Origin of the sequence: Achromobacter marplatensis (assembly GCF_002209535.1) — a bacterium.
Taxonomy (GTDB): domain Bacteria; phylum Pseudomonadota; class Gammaproteobacteria; order Burkholderiales; family Burkholderiaceae_B; genus Achromobacter; species Achromobacter marplatensis.
This window is the reverse complement of the sequence record NZ_NJIG01000016.1, coordinates 99,306-113,415: the sequence shown is the minus strand read 5'-3', so window position 1 is coordinate 113,415 and position 14,110 is coordinate 99,306. Positions and strand designations below refer to the sequence as shown.

Here is a 14,110-nt window from a genome sequence, read left to right as displayed (position 1 = left end):
GGGGCTCCAATAGGCGGTCAGGCATGCGCCAGCAGGCGGCGCGCCAGCGTGGCGCGGTGCAGCTCGTTGGCGCCGTCGTAGATGCGGAACGGGCGCATTTCCTGCCAGATCATGGCCACGGGGGTGTCGTCCGACAGCCCCAACGCGCCCATCATCTGCACTGCGCGGTCGGCCACGCGGTTCACGGCTTCGGACACGAAGACCTTGGTCATGGCGCTGTGCTGCTTCACTGAAAGCCCTGCGTCCATGCGGCGGGCGCAATCCAGCGTCATTAACCGGCTGGCGTGCAGGTCGATGTGCGAATCCGCCACCATGGCCTGGATCTGCTGCAGGTCGGCCAGGCGCGAGCCGAAGGATTCACGCTGCGCCACATAGGCCTGCGCGGTGTCCAGCGCCCGGCGGGCGCGGCCGATGTAGCGCATGCAGTGCGACAGGCGGGCAGGCTCCAGCCGCAATTGCGCGTATTCCAGGCCGCGGCCAGGTTCGCCCAGCACGGCGTCGTCGCCGACTTCGCAGCCGTCCAGTTCGATCTCGGCGTGGCCACCGATCTGGTAACCCGTGACCATGCCGATATCGCGCACGACCTGATAGCCCGGGGTGTTGGCAGGCACCACGAACAGGGTGGCGCCCGCGTCCGTTTGCGCCAGCACCAGCGCGAAGTCGGCGCCCACGCCACCGCTGATGAACTGCTTGTGCCCGTTCAGCACCCAGCGCTGCCCGCGCCGTTCGGCGCGGGTGCGCAGCATGGACGGGTCGGAACCGGCGCCCGGCGCGGGCTCGGTCATGGCAAAGCAGGCGCGCTGTTCGGCGCGGACCAGGGGCCGCAGGTAGCGCTCCTGCTGGGCGGGCGTGCCCAAGCGCAGCAGCGTCAGCATGTTGGGTTGATCGGGGGCGGCGCAGTTCAGGGCGGCAGGCGCGAGGAACCCGCGTCCGGCCGCCTCCAGCACCTGGGCCAGGGCACTCCAGCCCAGGCCCAGCCCGCCCCATTCGACGGGCAGTTGCGGCGCATACAGGCCCGCATGGCGCGCCCGGTCGCGCAGGCGCGCCACGCATCGGTCCAAGGCGGCGACGTCCCGCGCAATGGTAGGAGATTCTGCGGGGATGGCGACCTCGTCCACGAAGCGGCGCACGCGTTCGCACAGGTCTGCGATGGCGTCGGTGTCAGGGGCTTGATCCGCGGGCATGGGGGTCGGGTTGGCGGGGCTCATTGGATCTTGGTCCCGGTGGACTGCACCAGCTTGCCCCACCACACGGTTTCGTCGGCGATCTGCTTGGCGAATTCGGTGGGCGAGCTACCCAAGGGCTCTGCGCCCAGTTCCTGGAAGCGGCTGCGCAGCTGCGGATCCTGCAAGGCCTTGACCACGGCGGCGTGCAGGCGGTCGACCACGGCCGGGGGCGTGCCCGCCGGCGACATCAGGCCTTTCCAGGCCATCACCACGAATCCCGTCTGGCCGGCTTCGTCGAACGTGGGGATATCGGGGGCGGCGGAAGCGCGCTGGTCGCTGGGCACGGCCAAGGCGCGGATCGTGCCCGCCTTCACCTGCGGCAGCAGCGCCGGCATGTTGTCGATCATGAAGTCGATATGGCCGGCCACAAGATCGGTGACGGCGGGGCCGGTGCCCTTGTAGGGCACATGCTCGGCTTGCAGGCCGGCCTGTTGCTTGAGCAGTTCCCCGGCCAGTTGCGCGGGCGATCCGTTGCCGGGCGAACCGAAAGACAGTTTTCCGGGATTGGCGCGGGCATATTGCAGGAACTCCTGCAGGGTCTTGGCGGGCAGGGACTTCGTCACCACCATCAGGTTGTGCTCTTTTTCGAGGCAGGTGATGGCGGTCAAGTCCTTGGCCGGATTGAACGGCATGTTGGCGTACAGGCTGGGATTGATGACGGTGGGGCCAGCCGCGGCCAGCAGCAGCGTGTACCCATCGGGGGCGGACCGCGCAACGAAGTCCCCGCCGATGTTGCCGCCGGCCCCGGGCTTGTTTTCGACGATCACGGGCTGGCCCAGGATGGGGTGCAGCGCTTCGGCCAGCAACCGCCCCAAGATGTCGGTGGAGCCGCCGGGAGCGAACGGAATGATCAGCCGGACAGGCTTGTCAGGGTAGGCGGCCGCGGCCTGTGGCGCCACCGCGGCGAACGCCAGCGCGGCCGCCGTGGCGGCGATCCATTTGGGCAGGTGCTTGTGCAGCATGTCAGTCTCTCCTTTGGTTCAAGGCCTGTTTCGAAGTACAGGCCCGGTGGGCCGCAGGCTTCTACTGGCTGCGGTCCCGGGTTCGCCCAAGCCTAGCGGCCGGGCGTATAACCTGCCTGGGTCAGCGTATGGCGGGCGATGGTCAATTGATGGATCTGGCTCGTGCCTTCGTACAGGCGGAACAGGCGCACGTCGCGATAGAAGCGTTCAATGCCCTGGTCGGCGATGTAGCCATACCCGCCATGCATCTGCACGCAGCGGTCCGCCACGCGCCCGCACATTTCGGAGGCGAAGTACTTGCAGATCGAGGCGTTTCCCGTCACGTCCTGGCCGGCGTCGCGTTCGCGCGCGGTTTGCAGCACCAGCGCCAGTGCCGCCTGGATTTCCGTCTGGCAGTCGGCCAGCATCGCCTGGATCAACTGGAAGTCCATCAGCGGCTTGCCGAACTGCTGGCGCTCGGCCACGAAGCGCATGGTGTCGTCCAGCATGCGGATGGCCGGGCCAATGCACAGCGCGGCCAGATGGATGCGTTGCTTGTTCAGGACTTTCATGGCCGTCTTGAAGCCCATGCCGGCCTGGCCGCCGATGATGTTGGCGGCGGGCACCCGGCAGTTGTCGAAATGGACGGACGACACGGGCGACCCGGCCTGGCCCATCTTGTCGTAAGGCTGGCCGGTAGATAGCCCGGGCGTGCCGCGTTCCACGATGAAGGCCGAGATCCCCTTGGCGCCGGGCGCATCGGGATCGGTGCGCGCCATGACGGTGAACAGGCCGGCCAGCGGTGCATTGGTGATGAAGCACTTTTCGCCGTTCAACACGAAGCTGTCGCCATCGCGCACGGCGGTCGTGCGTAGCGCCGTGGCGTCGGATCCCGCCTGCGGTTCGGTCAGCGCGAAGCATCCCGTCAATTCGCCGGACGCCATCCGGGGCAGGTAGCGTTCCTTCTGCTGCTCGGTGCCGTCGGCCACCAGGGCCTCGGAACCGATGCCGGTATTGGTGCCGACCCGCGCGCGGAACGCCACGGAGCATTGCGACAGTTCGAGCGCGGCCCGGATCAGTTCTTCGGTGCTCATGCCCGCGCCGCCATAGGCCTCGGGGATCGAATAGCCGAACATGCCCTGGGCTGCCATGGCGCGCACCAGATCGTCGGGCACCTCGTCCTGGCGGGCGACTTCGGCTTCGCGGGGCACGAGCTGTTCGCGGACAAAGCGTCGCAGCGATTCCAGGAAGGCCGGAAAGCCGTCGGGGTCTCTGATCATGAAACGTCTCCATTTTTCTAGTTGCGGCGCCTGCCGGATTGGGATGTCTGGTCCGGGGCGACTGATGATTCAGGCTAGCAAAGCGCCGCCCAATGCGAGACAAGTGTTTCGCTATCTTGAACTTGCGGCGCGCCGGAACCGCGTGGCCTTGCTCTATCATCGGCATCAGGGCCTCGCGCATCCGACGCGGCGCCGACTTCCGGATTGCGACCATGACCACGCCCCTGGGCGGCCGCCACCCTGACCCCGCATTCGCCACCACGCTGGCCCATGGCCTGTCGCTGTTGCAGACCTTCCGGCATGGCGAACCGGCGCTCAGCAACCGCGAACTGTCCGACCGCACCGGCCTGTCCAAGGCGACGATCTCGCGGCTGACTTCGACGCTGGTGCAACGCGGCCTGCTGCGCTACGACAGCAGCCTGCGCCGCTACCGGCTGGGCACGGCGCTGTTGTCGTTGAGCTACCCGCTGCTGGCCAGCATCAAGCTGCGGCAACTGGCGCGGCCCCTGATGACCCGGTTGGCGAATTCGGCAGGCGGTTCGGCGTCGCTGGGCATGCACCATGGCATGCACATGGTGTATCTGGAGACCTGCCGCGGCCATGACGCCGTGGCGTTCCGCCCCGATATCGGCGCCATGCTGCCCCTGCTGCAGTCCGCCATGGGACGCGCCTGGCTGGCGCAGGCCGACGCCGGGCAGGCCGAGTCGCTGCTGGAGGCATCGCGCCAGCAGGACCCTGCGGCGTGGCAGCGCAATGTGGCCGGCTGGGAGCAGGCGCGCCGCGACTACGCTCTGCATGGTTATTGCCTGGCCGAGGGCGACTGGCACACCGATGTGCACGCCGTGGCCGTGCCCATGCGCCGGCGCGTGGACGGGCAAATATTCGTCTTCAACTGCGGCGTGCCCCTGCGGCGGCTGCGTGGGGGGGATCTGCGCCGGCGCATCGCGCCGCGCCTCGTCAGCCTGGTGGCGCGGGTGGAAAAAATGCTGGAGCGTCAGGATGGCGCCTGACCGCGACTTCGCCACCACCTTGGCGCACGGCATCGACATCCTGGCGTGTTTCCGGGCGGATCGTCCCGAACTGGCCAATAAGGACTTCGCGCAGCAGACCGGCTTGTCCAAGAGCGCGGTGGCGCGCTTGACGCATACGCTGGTGGAGTTGGGTTTCCTGCAGCGGTCGGGGCCGCCTGCCCGGTATCGGCTGGGTGCGTCGGTGCTGGCGCTGAGCTACCCCTTGCTGGCCAGCATGCAGATCCGCCAACTGGCGCGGCCGTTGATGAAGCAATTGGCCGACCACGCCTGTGGCGCGGTGTCGCTGGTGGTGCGCGACCGGTTGCAGATGGTGTTCGTGGAAACCGCCCGATCCAACGACGCCTTGCAGACGCGTCCGGACATCGGCGGGTCGTTGCCGCTCTTGGCCAGCGCCGCCGGCAAGGCCTGGTTGTGCCGGGCGCCGGATAGCGAGCGGGCGGCCGTGCTGAACCAGTTGCGCGTAGCCGACGCCGGCCACTACGCCCAGCATTTCCCCAGCCTGGAGACTGCTGCCCTCGATCTGGAGCGCAAGGGCTATTGCGGCAACAACATGCAGTGGCGCCCGGACGCCTTCGGCTTTGCAGCGCCGCTATGCCGCCCCTATCAGTCGCTGCTGTACGTGTTCAATTGCGGCGTGCCGTCAGGCGATGGTCCCTACCGGGAACGCGCGGCGGACATCGGGCCCCGATTGGTGGCGCTGGCACGGGAAACGGAGCAATTGCTGGGGCTGGCCTGACCGGATTCGTGACCCCAAGTCAAAAGTGTTTACCCGTCAGACGGCTTTTTCCGCAAGGATGCCGCCGTCATACTGCACGCCTGTCTCCCCGATATGCCGGCCAATTCTGGCCGGCCACGCCCCAGGGGCACCCTGCCGGCGCGATCGAACCCAAGGAACCTGCATGAACCCGCAAGATACCCAACCGGTGAAAGCCGGCCTGCCGTTGTTGGCGCTCGCCGTCGGTGCGTTTGGCATCGGCGTGACCGAGTTTTCCCCCATGGGCCTGCTGCCCGTCATCGCCGAGGGCGTGAACGTGTCCATTCCCAGCGCGGGCATGCTGATCAGCGCCTACGCGATCGGCGTGATGGTCGGCGCGCCGCTGATGACCTTGGCGTTTTCGCGCTGGTCGCGGCGCAAGGCGCTGATCCTGCTGATGGCGATCTTCACCATCGGCAACATCCTGTCTGCGCTATCCCCCAATTACACGACGTTGCTGCTGGCGCGTCTGGTCACCAGCTTGAACCATGGCGCGTTCTTTGGCCTGGGCTCGCTGGTGGCGGCCAGTGTGGTGCCGCGCCATAAGCAGGCGAGTGCGGTGGCGACCATGTTCATGGGCCTGACCATCGCCAACGTCGGCGGGGTGCCCGCCGCGACCTGGCTGGGGCAGGTGATCGGCTGGCGCATGTCTTTTGCGGCCACCGCCGTGCTGGGCCTGATCGCCATGCTGTCCCTGTGGTTCGCCTTGCCGGCAGGCGAAGCCGGACGCCGTCCCAACGTGCGCCATGAGCTGGCCGTGCTGAAGAGCCCCGTCGTGCTGCTGGCGCTGCTGACCACCGTGCTGGGCGCGGGCGCCATGTTCACGCTGTACACCTATATCGCGCCGACCCTGGCGGACATCACCGGCGCCTCGCCCGCTTTCATTACCGGCATGCTGGTGCTGATCGGCCTGGGCTTCACGCTGGGCAACGGCTTGGGCGGACGTATGGCTGACCGCTCGCTGGACGGCACGCTGATCACGTTCCTGGTGATCGTCATCATCGACCTGCTGGCGTTTCCGTGGATCGGTTCCACTCCCGTCGGCGCGGCGATTTCGCTGCTGATCTTCGGTGTCGCGACCTTCGCCGTGGTGCCACCCTTGCAGATGGGCGTGATGCGCGCCGCGACCGATGCGCCGGGATTGGCATCGTCGGTGAACGTGGGTGCCTTCAACCTGGGCAATGCGGTCGGCGCGGCAGCGGGTGGCGCGGTGATTTCGGCGGGCATGGGTTATGCCGCCGTGCCGATCGCCGGCGCCGTCATCGCCGTGTCTGGCCTGGCCCTGGTGCTGGTGCAGCGCGCCGCGAATCAGCGTCGCAGGCTGGCGGTGCAGGGCTGCTGAGGAAGTGGCCCCCGGGGCCGCGAAATGAAAGGCCCCGGCAGCGGATCCGCTGCCGGGGCTTTTCATTTGAAGCGGCTTACAGCTTGAACACGTCTTCCAGGTCGACCGACTCTTCCACGGATTCCAGCTTCACACTCTGCTCGATGTGGTCCAGGTGGTGCAGCGTCAGTTCTGCCGCGCGCTGGGCATCCTGGGCGGCAATGGCCTCGGTGATGAGCTCGTGCTCGTCGTCGCGGCAACTGGTGGCGGTAGGGAGGTTGTACAGAAAGATGACCAGGCAGGTCAGGGTGGACAATTCGCGCATCGTGCGCGCCAGTTCGCCGTTGCCCGCCAGTTCGCTCAGCAGGATGTGGAACTCTCCGGCTAGCCGGATGATGGCGCGCTTGTCGTCCCGCTTGCGGGCGTCGTGTTCCAGGATGACGTGCTCACGCAGGCGCGCGAGCTTTTCCGGCGTCAGGTTCTGCGTCAGGCGACGCACCACGGCAGGCTCGATCAGCCTGCGGGCCTCGAAGACGTCACGCGCCTTTTCAATGGAAGGCTTGGCCACGTAGGCGCCACGCTGGGGGAACAGTTCCACGATCTGTTCATGGGCCAGACGCGCCAGCACCTCGCGGATGCGGGGCCGACTGACCTCGAAGATCTCGGCCAGTCGCTCTTCGACCAGTTTGGTTCCGGGCTTGAGGCGGTTGTCCAGAATGGCGCGATAGATGCGCTCGTAGATGCCGGTGACCGTGTTTTCGCGTTTGTCTGATGCCATGGGCTCGTTGTTGGTTTGCGCGTGTAGTGCCAGGGCGGGATCACCGCCATGGGAAGTGAGCGGTTCTTTGCCGCCTGTAGACGTCACGTTGACGACAACCTGATCGTTGAACGTGAAGATACCCGATTGGCTGCCGTGATTGCCAGACGTCGCCCCGAATCGTCAAAAATAATGTTAACAATTTAAATCTTAAATGTATATTTCAGGGTAATCACTGACGTAATCATTTTTGTATTCAGCCTAGAATCCGCTCACAACTTGCCCTCCCGGAACGCCAAGCGCCCCGGAAAATCGGGCGGATCAGACGGGCTGACGCATATGACGAAGCAGGGTTTTGATCTGGTGCTGCGCGACGCGGTGCTGGCGACCGCCGGTGATACTTGTCGGGCGGATCTGGGGATTTCGGACGGCCGGATCGTGCAGATCGGCCTGGGCCTGGCCCGGGGCGAGCGCGAAATCGACGTGGCCGGACGCGTGGTGACGCCGGGCGGCATCGATGCGCACTGCCACCTGGATCAGCCGATGGCGCCGCCCGTGAAGCTGGCCGACGACTTCCACACGGGCACGCGCTCAGCGGCCTGCGGCGGCACCACCACCGTGATTCCTTTCGCGGCGCAACGCAAGGGCGGCACGTTGCAAGCCGCCATCGACGACTATCACCAGCGAGCCGAGGGCAGGGCCTGCGTGGACTATGCCTTCCATCTGATCCTGACCGATCCGACGCCTGCCGTGCTGAACGAAGAGCTGCCGCGGCTGATCGCGGCGGGCTACACCTCGTTCAAGCTGTACATGACCTACGACGCGCTGAAGCTGTCCGACGGCCAGATCCTGGACGTGCTGGACGTGGCGCGCACGCATGGCGGCATGACGATGATTCATGCCGAGAATTCGGATTGCATCGCCTGGCTTACTCGCCGCCTGGAGGCCGCGGGCCGTACCGCGCCTCGCTTTCATGCGCATTCCCGCCCGAGCCTGGTGGAGCGCGAGGGAGCGCACCGTGCGATCGCGCTGTCCGAACTCATCGACGTGCCGATCCTGCTGGTGCATATCTCTGGCGGCGAGGCCGTCGCGCAGATCCGCGAGGCGCGCGCCAAGGGGCTGAACGTTTATGCGGAGACCTGTCCGCAATACATCCTGCTGACGGCGGCTGACCTGGGCACGGACGACAGCTACTTTGGCGCGCGATGCGTGTGCAGCCCGCCACCGCGCGACAAGTCCAGCCAGGAAGACATCTGGCAGGGTCTGGCGGACGGCTTGTTCACCGTGTTCTCGTCAGACCACTCGCCCTTCAACCTAACGGGAGAAGACGGCAAGACGCCCGGCGGCAAGGAAGTGGCGTTCAGGCATATCCCGAACGGCATCCCGGGCATCGAGACGCGCATGCCCCTGCTGTACTCCGAAGGCGTGCTGGGCGGGCGCATCAGCCTGAACCGCTTCGTCGAACTGACGGCGACTCAGCCGGCGCGCGCTTACGGCCTGTACCCGAAAAAGGGAACGTTGGCCATCGGCAGCGACGCCGACCTGGTGATCTGGGAAGAGCGCGAATTCACCCTGGCCAACGAACACCTGCATCACGCGGTGGACTACACGCCATACGCCGGCATGACGCTGCGGGCCTGGCCCGCGATGACCCTGCTGCGCGGACAGATCGTGTGGGAAGGCGCGCGCTTTGCGGGCACGCCGGGGCAAGGACAGTTTTTGCCGCGTGGCTTGCCGAACGTGGCGCCACCCAGCGCCCGCAAGGGTGCGCAGCCGGCTTGGCGTTGACACGCGCCGCACGGATACCAGTGATTCATTTCGGAGGAAATTGCGTTGAAAACTACCCTGATCAAGAATGCCGATGTCGTGGTGGCCTGGGACGAGGCGCGTCACCGGCACGTCTACGTGAAGAACGCCGACGTGGCGTTCGCGGACGGGCGAATCACGCATGTCGGACCCGGCGCGCAAGCCGCGGCGCCGGACGCGGACATCGTCAGCGGCAAGGGCATGATGGTAATGCCCGGCCTGGTGGATATCCACAGCCATCTTGTGCATGAGCCCATCAATAAGGGCTACACGGACGAGACGGGATCGGCGGGTTTGTACAACTCGAACCTGTACGAGTACATGCCCACGATGGAAGGCGACGACGAGGCCGCACCCGCGCAACTGACGCTGGCCGCCGCCGAACTGCTGATGTCTGGCGTGACGACCGTGGTCGACATGTCGGTAGCGCACGAGCACTGGATCGACATCATGGTGCAAAGCGGGCTGCGCGCCTACATCGCGCCCATGTTCCGCTCGGCGCGCTGGTACACGCGCAACGGGCACGTCGTGGAATACGACTGGAACGAGAAGGCCGGGGAAGCCGGCATGGAGCGCGCGCTGGCGCTCATCGACCGCGCCGAGGCGCATGCGTGCGGCCGTTTGACGGGGATGCTGGTGCCGGCGCAGATCGATACCTGCACGCCGGAACTGCTGAAGGCCAGCCACCAGGAAGCCAAGCGCCGGGGCATCGGCTGGCAGACGCATGCCGCCCAATCCCTGCCCGAGTTCCACGAAATCACGCGCCGCCACGGCCTGACGCCGATCCAGTGGCTGCACAGCCTGGGTGTGTTGGACCCCGGCAGCATCGTCGGCCACGGCATCTTCGTGGACGATCACCCGAACACGCACTGGAGCACCGCGACCGACCTGACCATTCTGGCCGAGACGGGCGCCAGTGTGGCGCACTGCCCCACGGTGTTCATGCGCCGGGGCATGGCGTTGCGCGATTTCGGGCGATATCGCCGGGCGGGCATCAACCTGGGGATCGGCACCGACACCTATCCGCACAACATGATCGAGGAAATGCGCCACGTCGGTTATCTGGCGCGCCTTATGGCGCAGACGCCGCGCGCGGTCAGCACGGGCGAAGTCTTCCATGCCGCCACCGTCGGGGGCGCCACGGCGTTGGGGCGAGACGACCTTGGCCGTATTGCGGTGGGCGCACGCGCCGACCTGGTGCTGGTGGACATGACCCATCACTTGATGCGCCCGTCGCGTGACCCCGTGCGCAGCCTGGTCTACGCCGCGGCTGACCGCGCCGTACATACCGTGTACATCGACGGCCAGCGCGTAGTGCAGGCGGGCCAGGTGCAATCGCTGGATTACCGCAAGGCGGCCGAGCAGGTGGACGAGGCCCAGCGCCGCGCCGAAGCGCTGGTGCCGTCGCGCGACCTGGTGGCGGGCCGCACGGCCGAACAGATGTCGCCGCTTTCATTCGACATCGTCTGACACGGTTCAACCTCAGGGGCCGGCGACAGGCCCCGTTCTTCCATAAAAACTCAAGGGAATGAAATGGCTTATCTCAATGAAGAAAGACTCGAAGCCCGCTTCGGGCTGAGCCGCGTTGGCGCCGTGCTGGCTTGCGCCGCTGCGATGGCCTGGGCGCCCGTGCAGGCCGAAACGCTGACCGTGGTGATGGCCAGCAAGTTGACCGTGCTGGATCCGGTGTTGACCGCTTCTCACCAGACGCGCAATCACGCCTACATGATCTACGACACCTTGCTGGCTACCGACGCCGACAACAAGATCCAGCCTCAGATGGCCGACAAATGGGACATCTCGGCCGACGGCAAGACCTATACCTTCACGCTGCGCGACGGTCTGAAGTGGCACGACGGCGCGCCGGTGAAGGCCGAGGATTGCGTGGCGTCCATCCAGCGGTGGGCGCAGTCCGACAAGACGGGCCGCCAACTGATGCCGCTTGTGGTGTCGATGAACGTCATCGATGACAAGACGTTCAGTATCGTGCTGAACGCGCCGGCCGATTTGCTGTCGGCATTGGGCAAGCCCAGCGGCCTGCCCAGCTTCATGATGCCCAAGCGGGTGGCCCAAACGCCGGTGGCGCAAGCCATCACCGACTACACCGGTTCGGGCCCCTTCAAGTTCGTGCAGAAGGAATTCCAGCCGGGCGTGAAGACGGTATACGAAAAGAACACGGACTATGTGCCCCGCAAGGAAGCGCCCAGCTGGACGTCGGGCGGCAAGGTCGTCAACGTGGATCGCGTGGAATGGGTGGCCATGGCCGATCCGATGACGACCGTGAACGCGCTGCTGGGCGGAGAAGTCGACTATATCGAGACGGTGCCGTTCGACCTGGTGCCCATGGTCAAGGGGGCGCCCGACATCACGCTGCGCGTGCTGGACAAGATGGGATATCAGCCCATGTACCGCTTCAACCAGTTGAATGCGCCGTTCGACAACAAGCTGGTCCGCCAGGCCGCCATGTACGCGGTGGGCCAGGACGACATCTTGAAGGCGCAGGTGGGCGATCCCGAGTTCTACAAGACCTGCGGGGCGGTGTTCGGCTGCAACCTGCCGTATTCCAGCAACACGCGCGCGGACATGATCGTGCCGTCCAATATCGAAAAGGCCAAGGCGTTGCTGAAGGAGGCGAAGTACGACGGGGCGCCGGTGGTGATCCTGCATGCCACCGACATCGCGATGGCCTCGGCCATCCCCGTGGTGATGGCGCAGCAGCTGCGTCAGGCGGGCTTCAATGTGCAACTGCAGGCCATGGACTTCATGACCATGCTGTCGCGCCGCGCCAACCGCGATGTGCCGGCCAAGGGCGGCTGGAGCATTTTCGTGACCACCTGGCACAACAGCGAGATCATGGATCCGCTGCGCAACTATGGCGTGTCGGCCAACGGTGAGAAGGCCTGGTTCGGCTGGCCGACGGTGCCCCAAGTGGAAGCGCTGCGCGACAAGTTCCTGGTGGCGGGTTCCGAAGCCGAGCGCAAGCAGTTGGCCGAACAGCTGCAGGACGTGATGCTGGATGAAGGCGTGGCCGTCACGCTGGGCCAGATCGAAACGGCGGCGGCCTACAGCAATAAGCTGTCAGGCGTGCTGGATTCGCCCGCGCCGGTGTTCTGGAACATCAAGAAAGCCAGCCGGTAAGCCAGCATGTTCAGCTACCTACTCAGACGCGTCCTGGCGACGGTTCCCGTGGTGTTGACGGTGGCGGTGCTGGTGTTCTGCCTGCTGCGCCTGACGCCGGGGGATCCCGCGCTGATCCTGGCGGGTGACGCCGCCACCGAGACGCAGCTTGCGCAGATCCGCGAGCACATGGGGCTGGACCGGTCCCTGGTCACGCAATTCCTGTTGTGGGGTGGGCAGGTGCTGCGGGGCGATCTGGGGGTGTCGCTGCATTCCGGCACGCCGGTCACGGCCATGATCAGCAACCGCGTCGGGCCGTCGTTGGCCCTGGCGCTGTCCACGATCTTGCTGTCGACGTTGATCGCCGTCCCGCTCGGCGTGTTCTCGGCGTGGCGCCGGGGCACCCGCGCGGACCGGGCCGTGATGGCATTTTCAGTGCTGGGATTCTCGGTGCCGATTTTCGTCACGGGCTACGCGTTGATCTTGCTGTTCGCGATGACGCTGGGCTGGCTGCCGGTGCAGGGGTACAAGTCGCCGTCGGCGGGATTGCTGGCCTTTGGCATGCACCTGCTGTTGCCTACGATCGCGCTCAGCACGGGTTTCGTTGCACTGATCGCGCGCATCGCCCGCAGCAGCGTGCTGGAAGTGATGGGCGAAGACTTCATCCGCACCGCCCGCGCCAAGGGCATCACCGAGCGCGCCGTGATGATGGCGCATGCGCTGCGCAACGCGGCCGTGCCCATCATCACCGTGATCGGCGTCAGCATTGCCCTGCTGATCAGCGGCGTCGTCGTCACGGAATCGGTGTTCAACCTTCCAGGCTTGGGCCGGCTGGTGGTCGAGTCCGTGCTGGCCCGCGACTATCCGCTGATCCAGGGCCTGATCCTGCTGTTCTCGCTGGTCTATATCGGCGTGAACCTGACCATCGACGTCCTGTACTCGGTGTTCGACCCGCGCATCCGCTATTGAAGGAATCCGCATGTCCTCCTCTATACACTCCATCACGGGGGCGGTCGCGGCTGCGCCCCTCCTGCGCAGACGTCCGCGCTCGGCGCTGTTTCGTACGCTGTCCTCCTGGCCGGTCATGGCTGCCTTCGCGATGCTTGCCGTTATCGTCCTGGCGGCCATCGCGGCCAATCTGCTGGGCCTGGCCGACCCCATGGCCATCAATCCCATGCAGCGGCTGAAGGGGTTTTCGGCCGAGCACTGGTTCGGAACTGATGCCTATGGCCGTGACGTGCTATCGCGCGTTGTCCACGGCGCACGCGTGTCGCTGATGATCGGGGCTGGCACCGCGGTGGCTGCGTTGGTTCCCGGGCTGGTGCTGGGCGTGATCGCCGGCTATTTTCGGGCCGCGGACATGGTCATCATGCGGATCATGGACGGCATCATGTCCGTGCCCAGCATCCTGCTGGCCATCGCTCTCGTCGCCGTGACCGGTGCAAGCCTGCTGACGGTGCTGATCGCCATCGCCGTGCCGGAGTTTCCCCGGGTGGTGCGCCTGGTGCGGGGCCTGATCCTGAGCCTGCGCGACGAGCCCTATGTGGAGGCCGCCATCTCGCTGGGGACCCCCACGCATACCTTGATGATGCGCCATCTGGTGCCCAATACGCTGGCGCCGCTGATTGTGCAGGGCACGTTCATTTTCGCATCCGCCATGCTGTCCGAGGCGGTCATGAGCTTTCTGGGCGTAGGCATGCCGCCCGAGTTCCCGTCGTGGGGCAATGTCATCGCCGAGGGGCGGATGTACTTCCAGATCAAACCGGGGCTGATTCTGCTGCCGGGGCTGTTCCTGGCCCTGACCGTGCTCAGCGTGAACATGCTGGGCGACGCCATGCGCGACGCGCTGGATCCGAAGATGGCGCGGAGGATTTGAG

General features: G+C 66.0%; 12 protein-coding genes. 8 read left to right on the top strand and 4 right to left on the bottom strand.

Going from position 1 to position 14,110, the window contains the following annotated elements; genetic code table 11:
• Positions 1–17: 17 nt before the first annotated feature.
• The 3 genes from CEY09_RS26000 to CEY09_RS25990 all read right to left on the bottom strand — a co-directional run bounded on the left by CEY09_RS26000 (position 18) and on the right by CEY09_RS25990 (position 3,447).
• A complete protein-coding gene (locus CEY09_RS26000; RefSeq protein ID WP_208625077.1) occupies positions 18–1,208 on the bottom strand; it encodes an acyl-CoA dehydrogenase family protein in 1,191 nt (396 codons plus the stop codon).
• Positions 1,205–2,188 (bottom strand): Bug family tripartite tricarboxylate transporter substrate binding protein, encoded by a 984-nt coding sequence (locus tag CEY09_RS25995; RefSeq protein WP_088590817.1) that lies wholly within the window; start codon positions 2,186–2,188, stop codon positions 1,205–1,207. The genes CEY09_RS26000 and CEY09_RS25995 overlap by 4 nt, the downstream gene beginning before the upstream one ends.
• A 92-nt stretch (positions 2,189–2,280) precedes the next feature.
• The gene (locus CEY09_RS25990; RefSeq protein ID WP_088590816.1) at positions 2,281–3,447 is read right to left on the bottom strand and encodes an acyl-CoA dehydrogenase family protein; all 1,167 of its coding nucleotides are present in this window, start codon (positions 3,445–3,447) and stop codon (positions 2,281–2,283) included.
• Positions 3,448–3,659: 212 nt separating this feature from the next.
• On the opposite strand from CEY09_RS25990, the gene CEY09_RS25985 reads away from it, so the two are divergent.
• The 3 genes from CEY09_RS25985 to CEY09_RS25975 all read left to right on the top strand — a co-directional run bounded on the left by CEY09_RS25985 (position 3,660) and on the right by CEY09_RS25975 (position 6,574).
• On the top strand, positions 3,660–4,457 hold the full coding sequence (locus CEY09_RS25985; RefSeq protein WP_088590815.1) for an IclR family transcriptional regulator: 798 nt from the start codon (positions 3,660–3,662) through the stop codon (positions 4,455–4,457).
• Complete coding sequence (locus tag CEY09_RS25980; RefSeq protein ID WP_088590814.1) at positions 4,447–5,214, top strand: IclR family transcriptional regulator; 768 nt, start codon at positions 4,447–4,449, stop codon at positions 5,212–5,214. The genes CEY09_RS25985 and CEY09_RS25980 overlap by 11 nt, the downstream gene beginning before the upstream one ends.
• A 163-nt stretch (positions 5,215–5,377) precedes the next feature.
• Positions 5,378–6,574, top strand: a complete 1,197-nt coding sequence (locus CEY09_RS25975) for an MFS transporter (protein ID WP_088590813.1) — start codon at positions 5,378–5,380, stop codon at positions 6,572–6,574.
• 76 nt (positions 6,575–6,650) lie between these two features.
• On the opposite strand, the gene CEY09_RS25970 is transcribed toward CEY09_RS25975, so the two are convergent.
• Complete coding sequence (locus CEY09_RS25970) at positions 6,651–7,331, bottom strand: GntR family transcriptional regulator (RefSeq protein WP_088590812.1); 681 nt, start codon at positions 7,329–7,331, stop codon at positions 6,651–6,653.
• Between the two features lie 318 nt (positions 7,332–7,649).
• Between CEY09_RS25970 and hydA the strand changes: the two genes are divergently transcribed.
• The 5 genes from hydA (at position 7,650) to CEY09_RS25945 (ending at position 14,109) form a co-directional block, all read left to right on the top strand.
• Entirely contained in the window at positions 7,650–9,098 is a 1,449-nt protein-coding gene (gene hydA / locus CEY09_RS25965; RefSeq protein WP_088590811.1) for a dihydropyrimidinase, read from the top strand.
• Between the two features lie 45 nt (positions 9,099–9,143).
• Complete coding sequence (locus CEY09_RS25960) at positions 9,144–10,586, top strand: amidohydrolase family protein (protein WP_088590810.1); 1,443 nt, start codon at positions 9,144–9,146, stop codon at positions 10,584–10,586.
• Positions 10,587–10,649: 63 nt separating this feature from the next.
• Positions 10,650–12,254: an ABC transporter substrate-binding protein gene (locus tag CEY09_RS25955; RefSeq protein ID WP_088590809.1), complete on the top strand. Its 1,605-nt coding sequence runs from the start codon at positions 10,650–10,652 to the stop codon at positions 12,252–12,254.
• Between the two features lie 6 nt (positions 12,255–12,260).
• Positions 12,261–13,202 carry an ABC transporter permease gene (locus CEY09_RS25950; protein ID WP_088590808.1) on the top strand — a complete coding sequence of 314 codons (942 nt, stop codon included), beginning with the start codon at positions 12,261–12,263 and terminating at the stop codon, positions 13,200–13,202.
• 10 nt (positions 13,203–13,212) lie between these two features.
• Positions 13,213–14,109 (top strand): ABC transporter permease, encoded by an 897-nt coding sequence (locus tag CEY09_RS25945; protein WP_088590807.1) that lies wholly within the window; start codon positions 13,213–13,215, stop codon positions 14,107–14,109.
• The last annotated feature ends 1 nt before the right edge of the window (position 14,110 follow it).

Bases quoted from the DNA above. Each gene is read 5' to 3' on its own strand.
- CEY09_RS26000 (WP_208625077.1), bottom strand. From the start codon at position 1,208: ATGAGCCCCGCCAACCCGACCCCCATGCCCGCGGATCAAGCCCCTGAC.
- CEY09_RS25995 (WP_088590817.1), bottom strand. From the start codon at position 2,188: ATGCTGCACAAGCACCTGCCCAAATGGATCGCCGCCACGGCGGCCGCG.
- CEY09_RS25990 (WP_088590816.1), bottom strand. From the start codon at position 3,447: ATGATCAGAGACCCCGACGGCTTTCCGGCCTTCCTGGAATCGCTGCGA.
- CEY09_RS25985 (WP_088590815.1), top strand. From the start codon at position 3,660: ATGACCACGCCCCTGGGCGGCCGCCACCCTGACCCCGCATTCGCCACC.
- CEY09_RS25980 (WP_088590814.1), top strand. From the start codon at position 4,447: ATGGCGCCTGACCGCGACTTCGCCACCACCTTGGCGCACGGCATCGAC.
- CEY09_RS25975 (WP_088590813.1), top strand. From the start codon at position 5,378: ATGAACCCGCAAGATACCCAACCGGTGAAAGCCGGCCTGCCGTTGTTG.
- CEY09_RS25970 (WP_088590812.1), bottom strand. From the start codon at position 7,331: ATGGCATCAGACAAACGCGAAAACACGGTCACCGGCATCTACGAGCGC.
- hydA (WP_088590811.1), top strand. From the start codon at position 7,650: ATGACGAAGCAGGGTTTTGATCTGGTGCTGCGCGACGCGGTGCTGGCG.
- CEY09_RS25955 (WP_088590809.1), top strand. From the start codon at position 10,650: ATGGCTTATCTCAATGAAGAAAGACTCGAAGCCCGCTTCGGGCTGAGC.
- CEY09_RS25950 (WP_088590808.1), top strand. From the start codon at position 12,261: ATGTTCAGCTACCTACTCAGACGCGTCCTGGCGACGGTTCCCGTGGTG.
- CEY09_RS25945 (WP_088590807.1), top strand. From the start codon at position 13,213: ATGTCCTCCTCTATACACTCCATCACGGGGGCGGTCGCGGCTGCGCCC.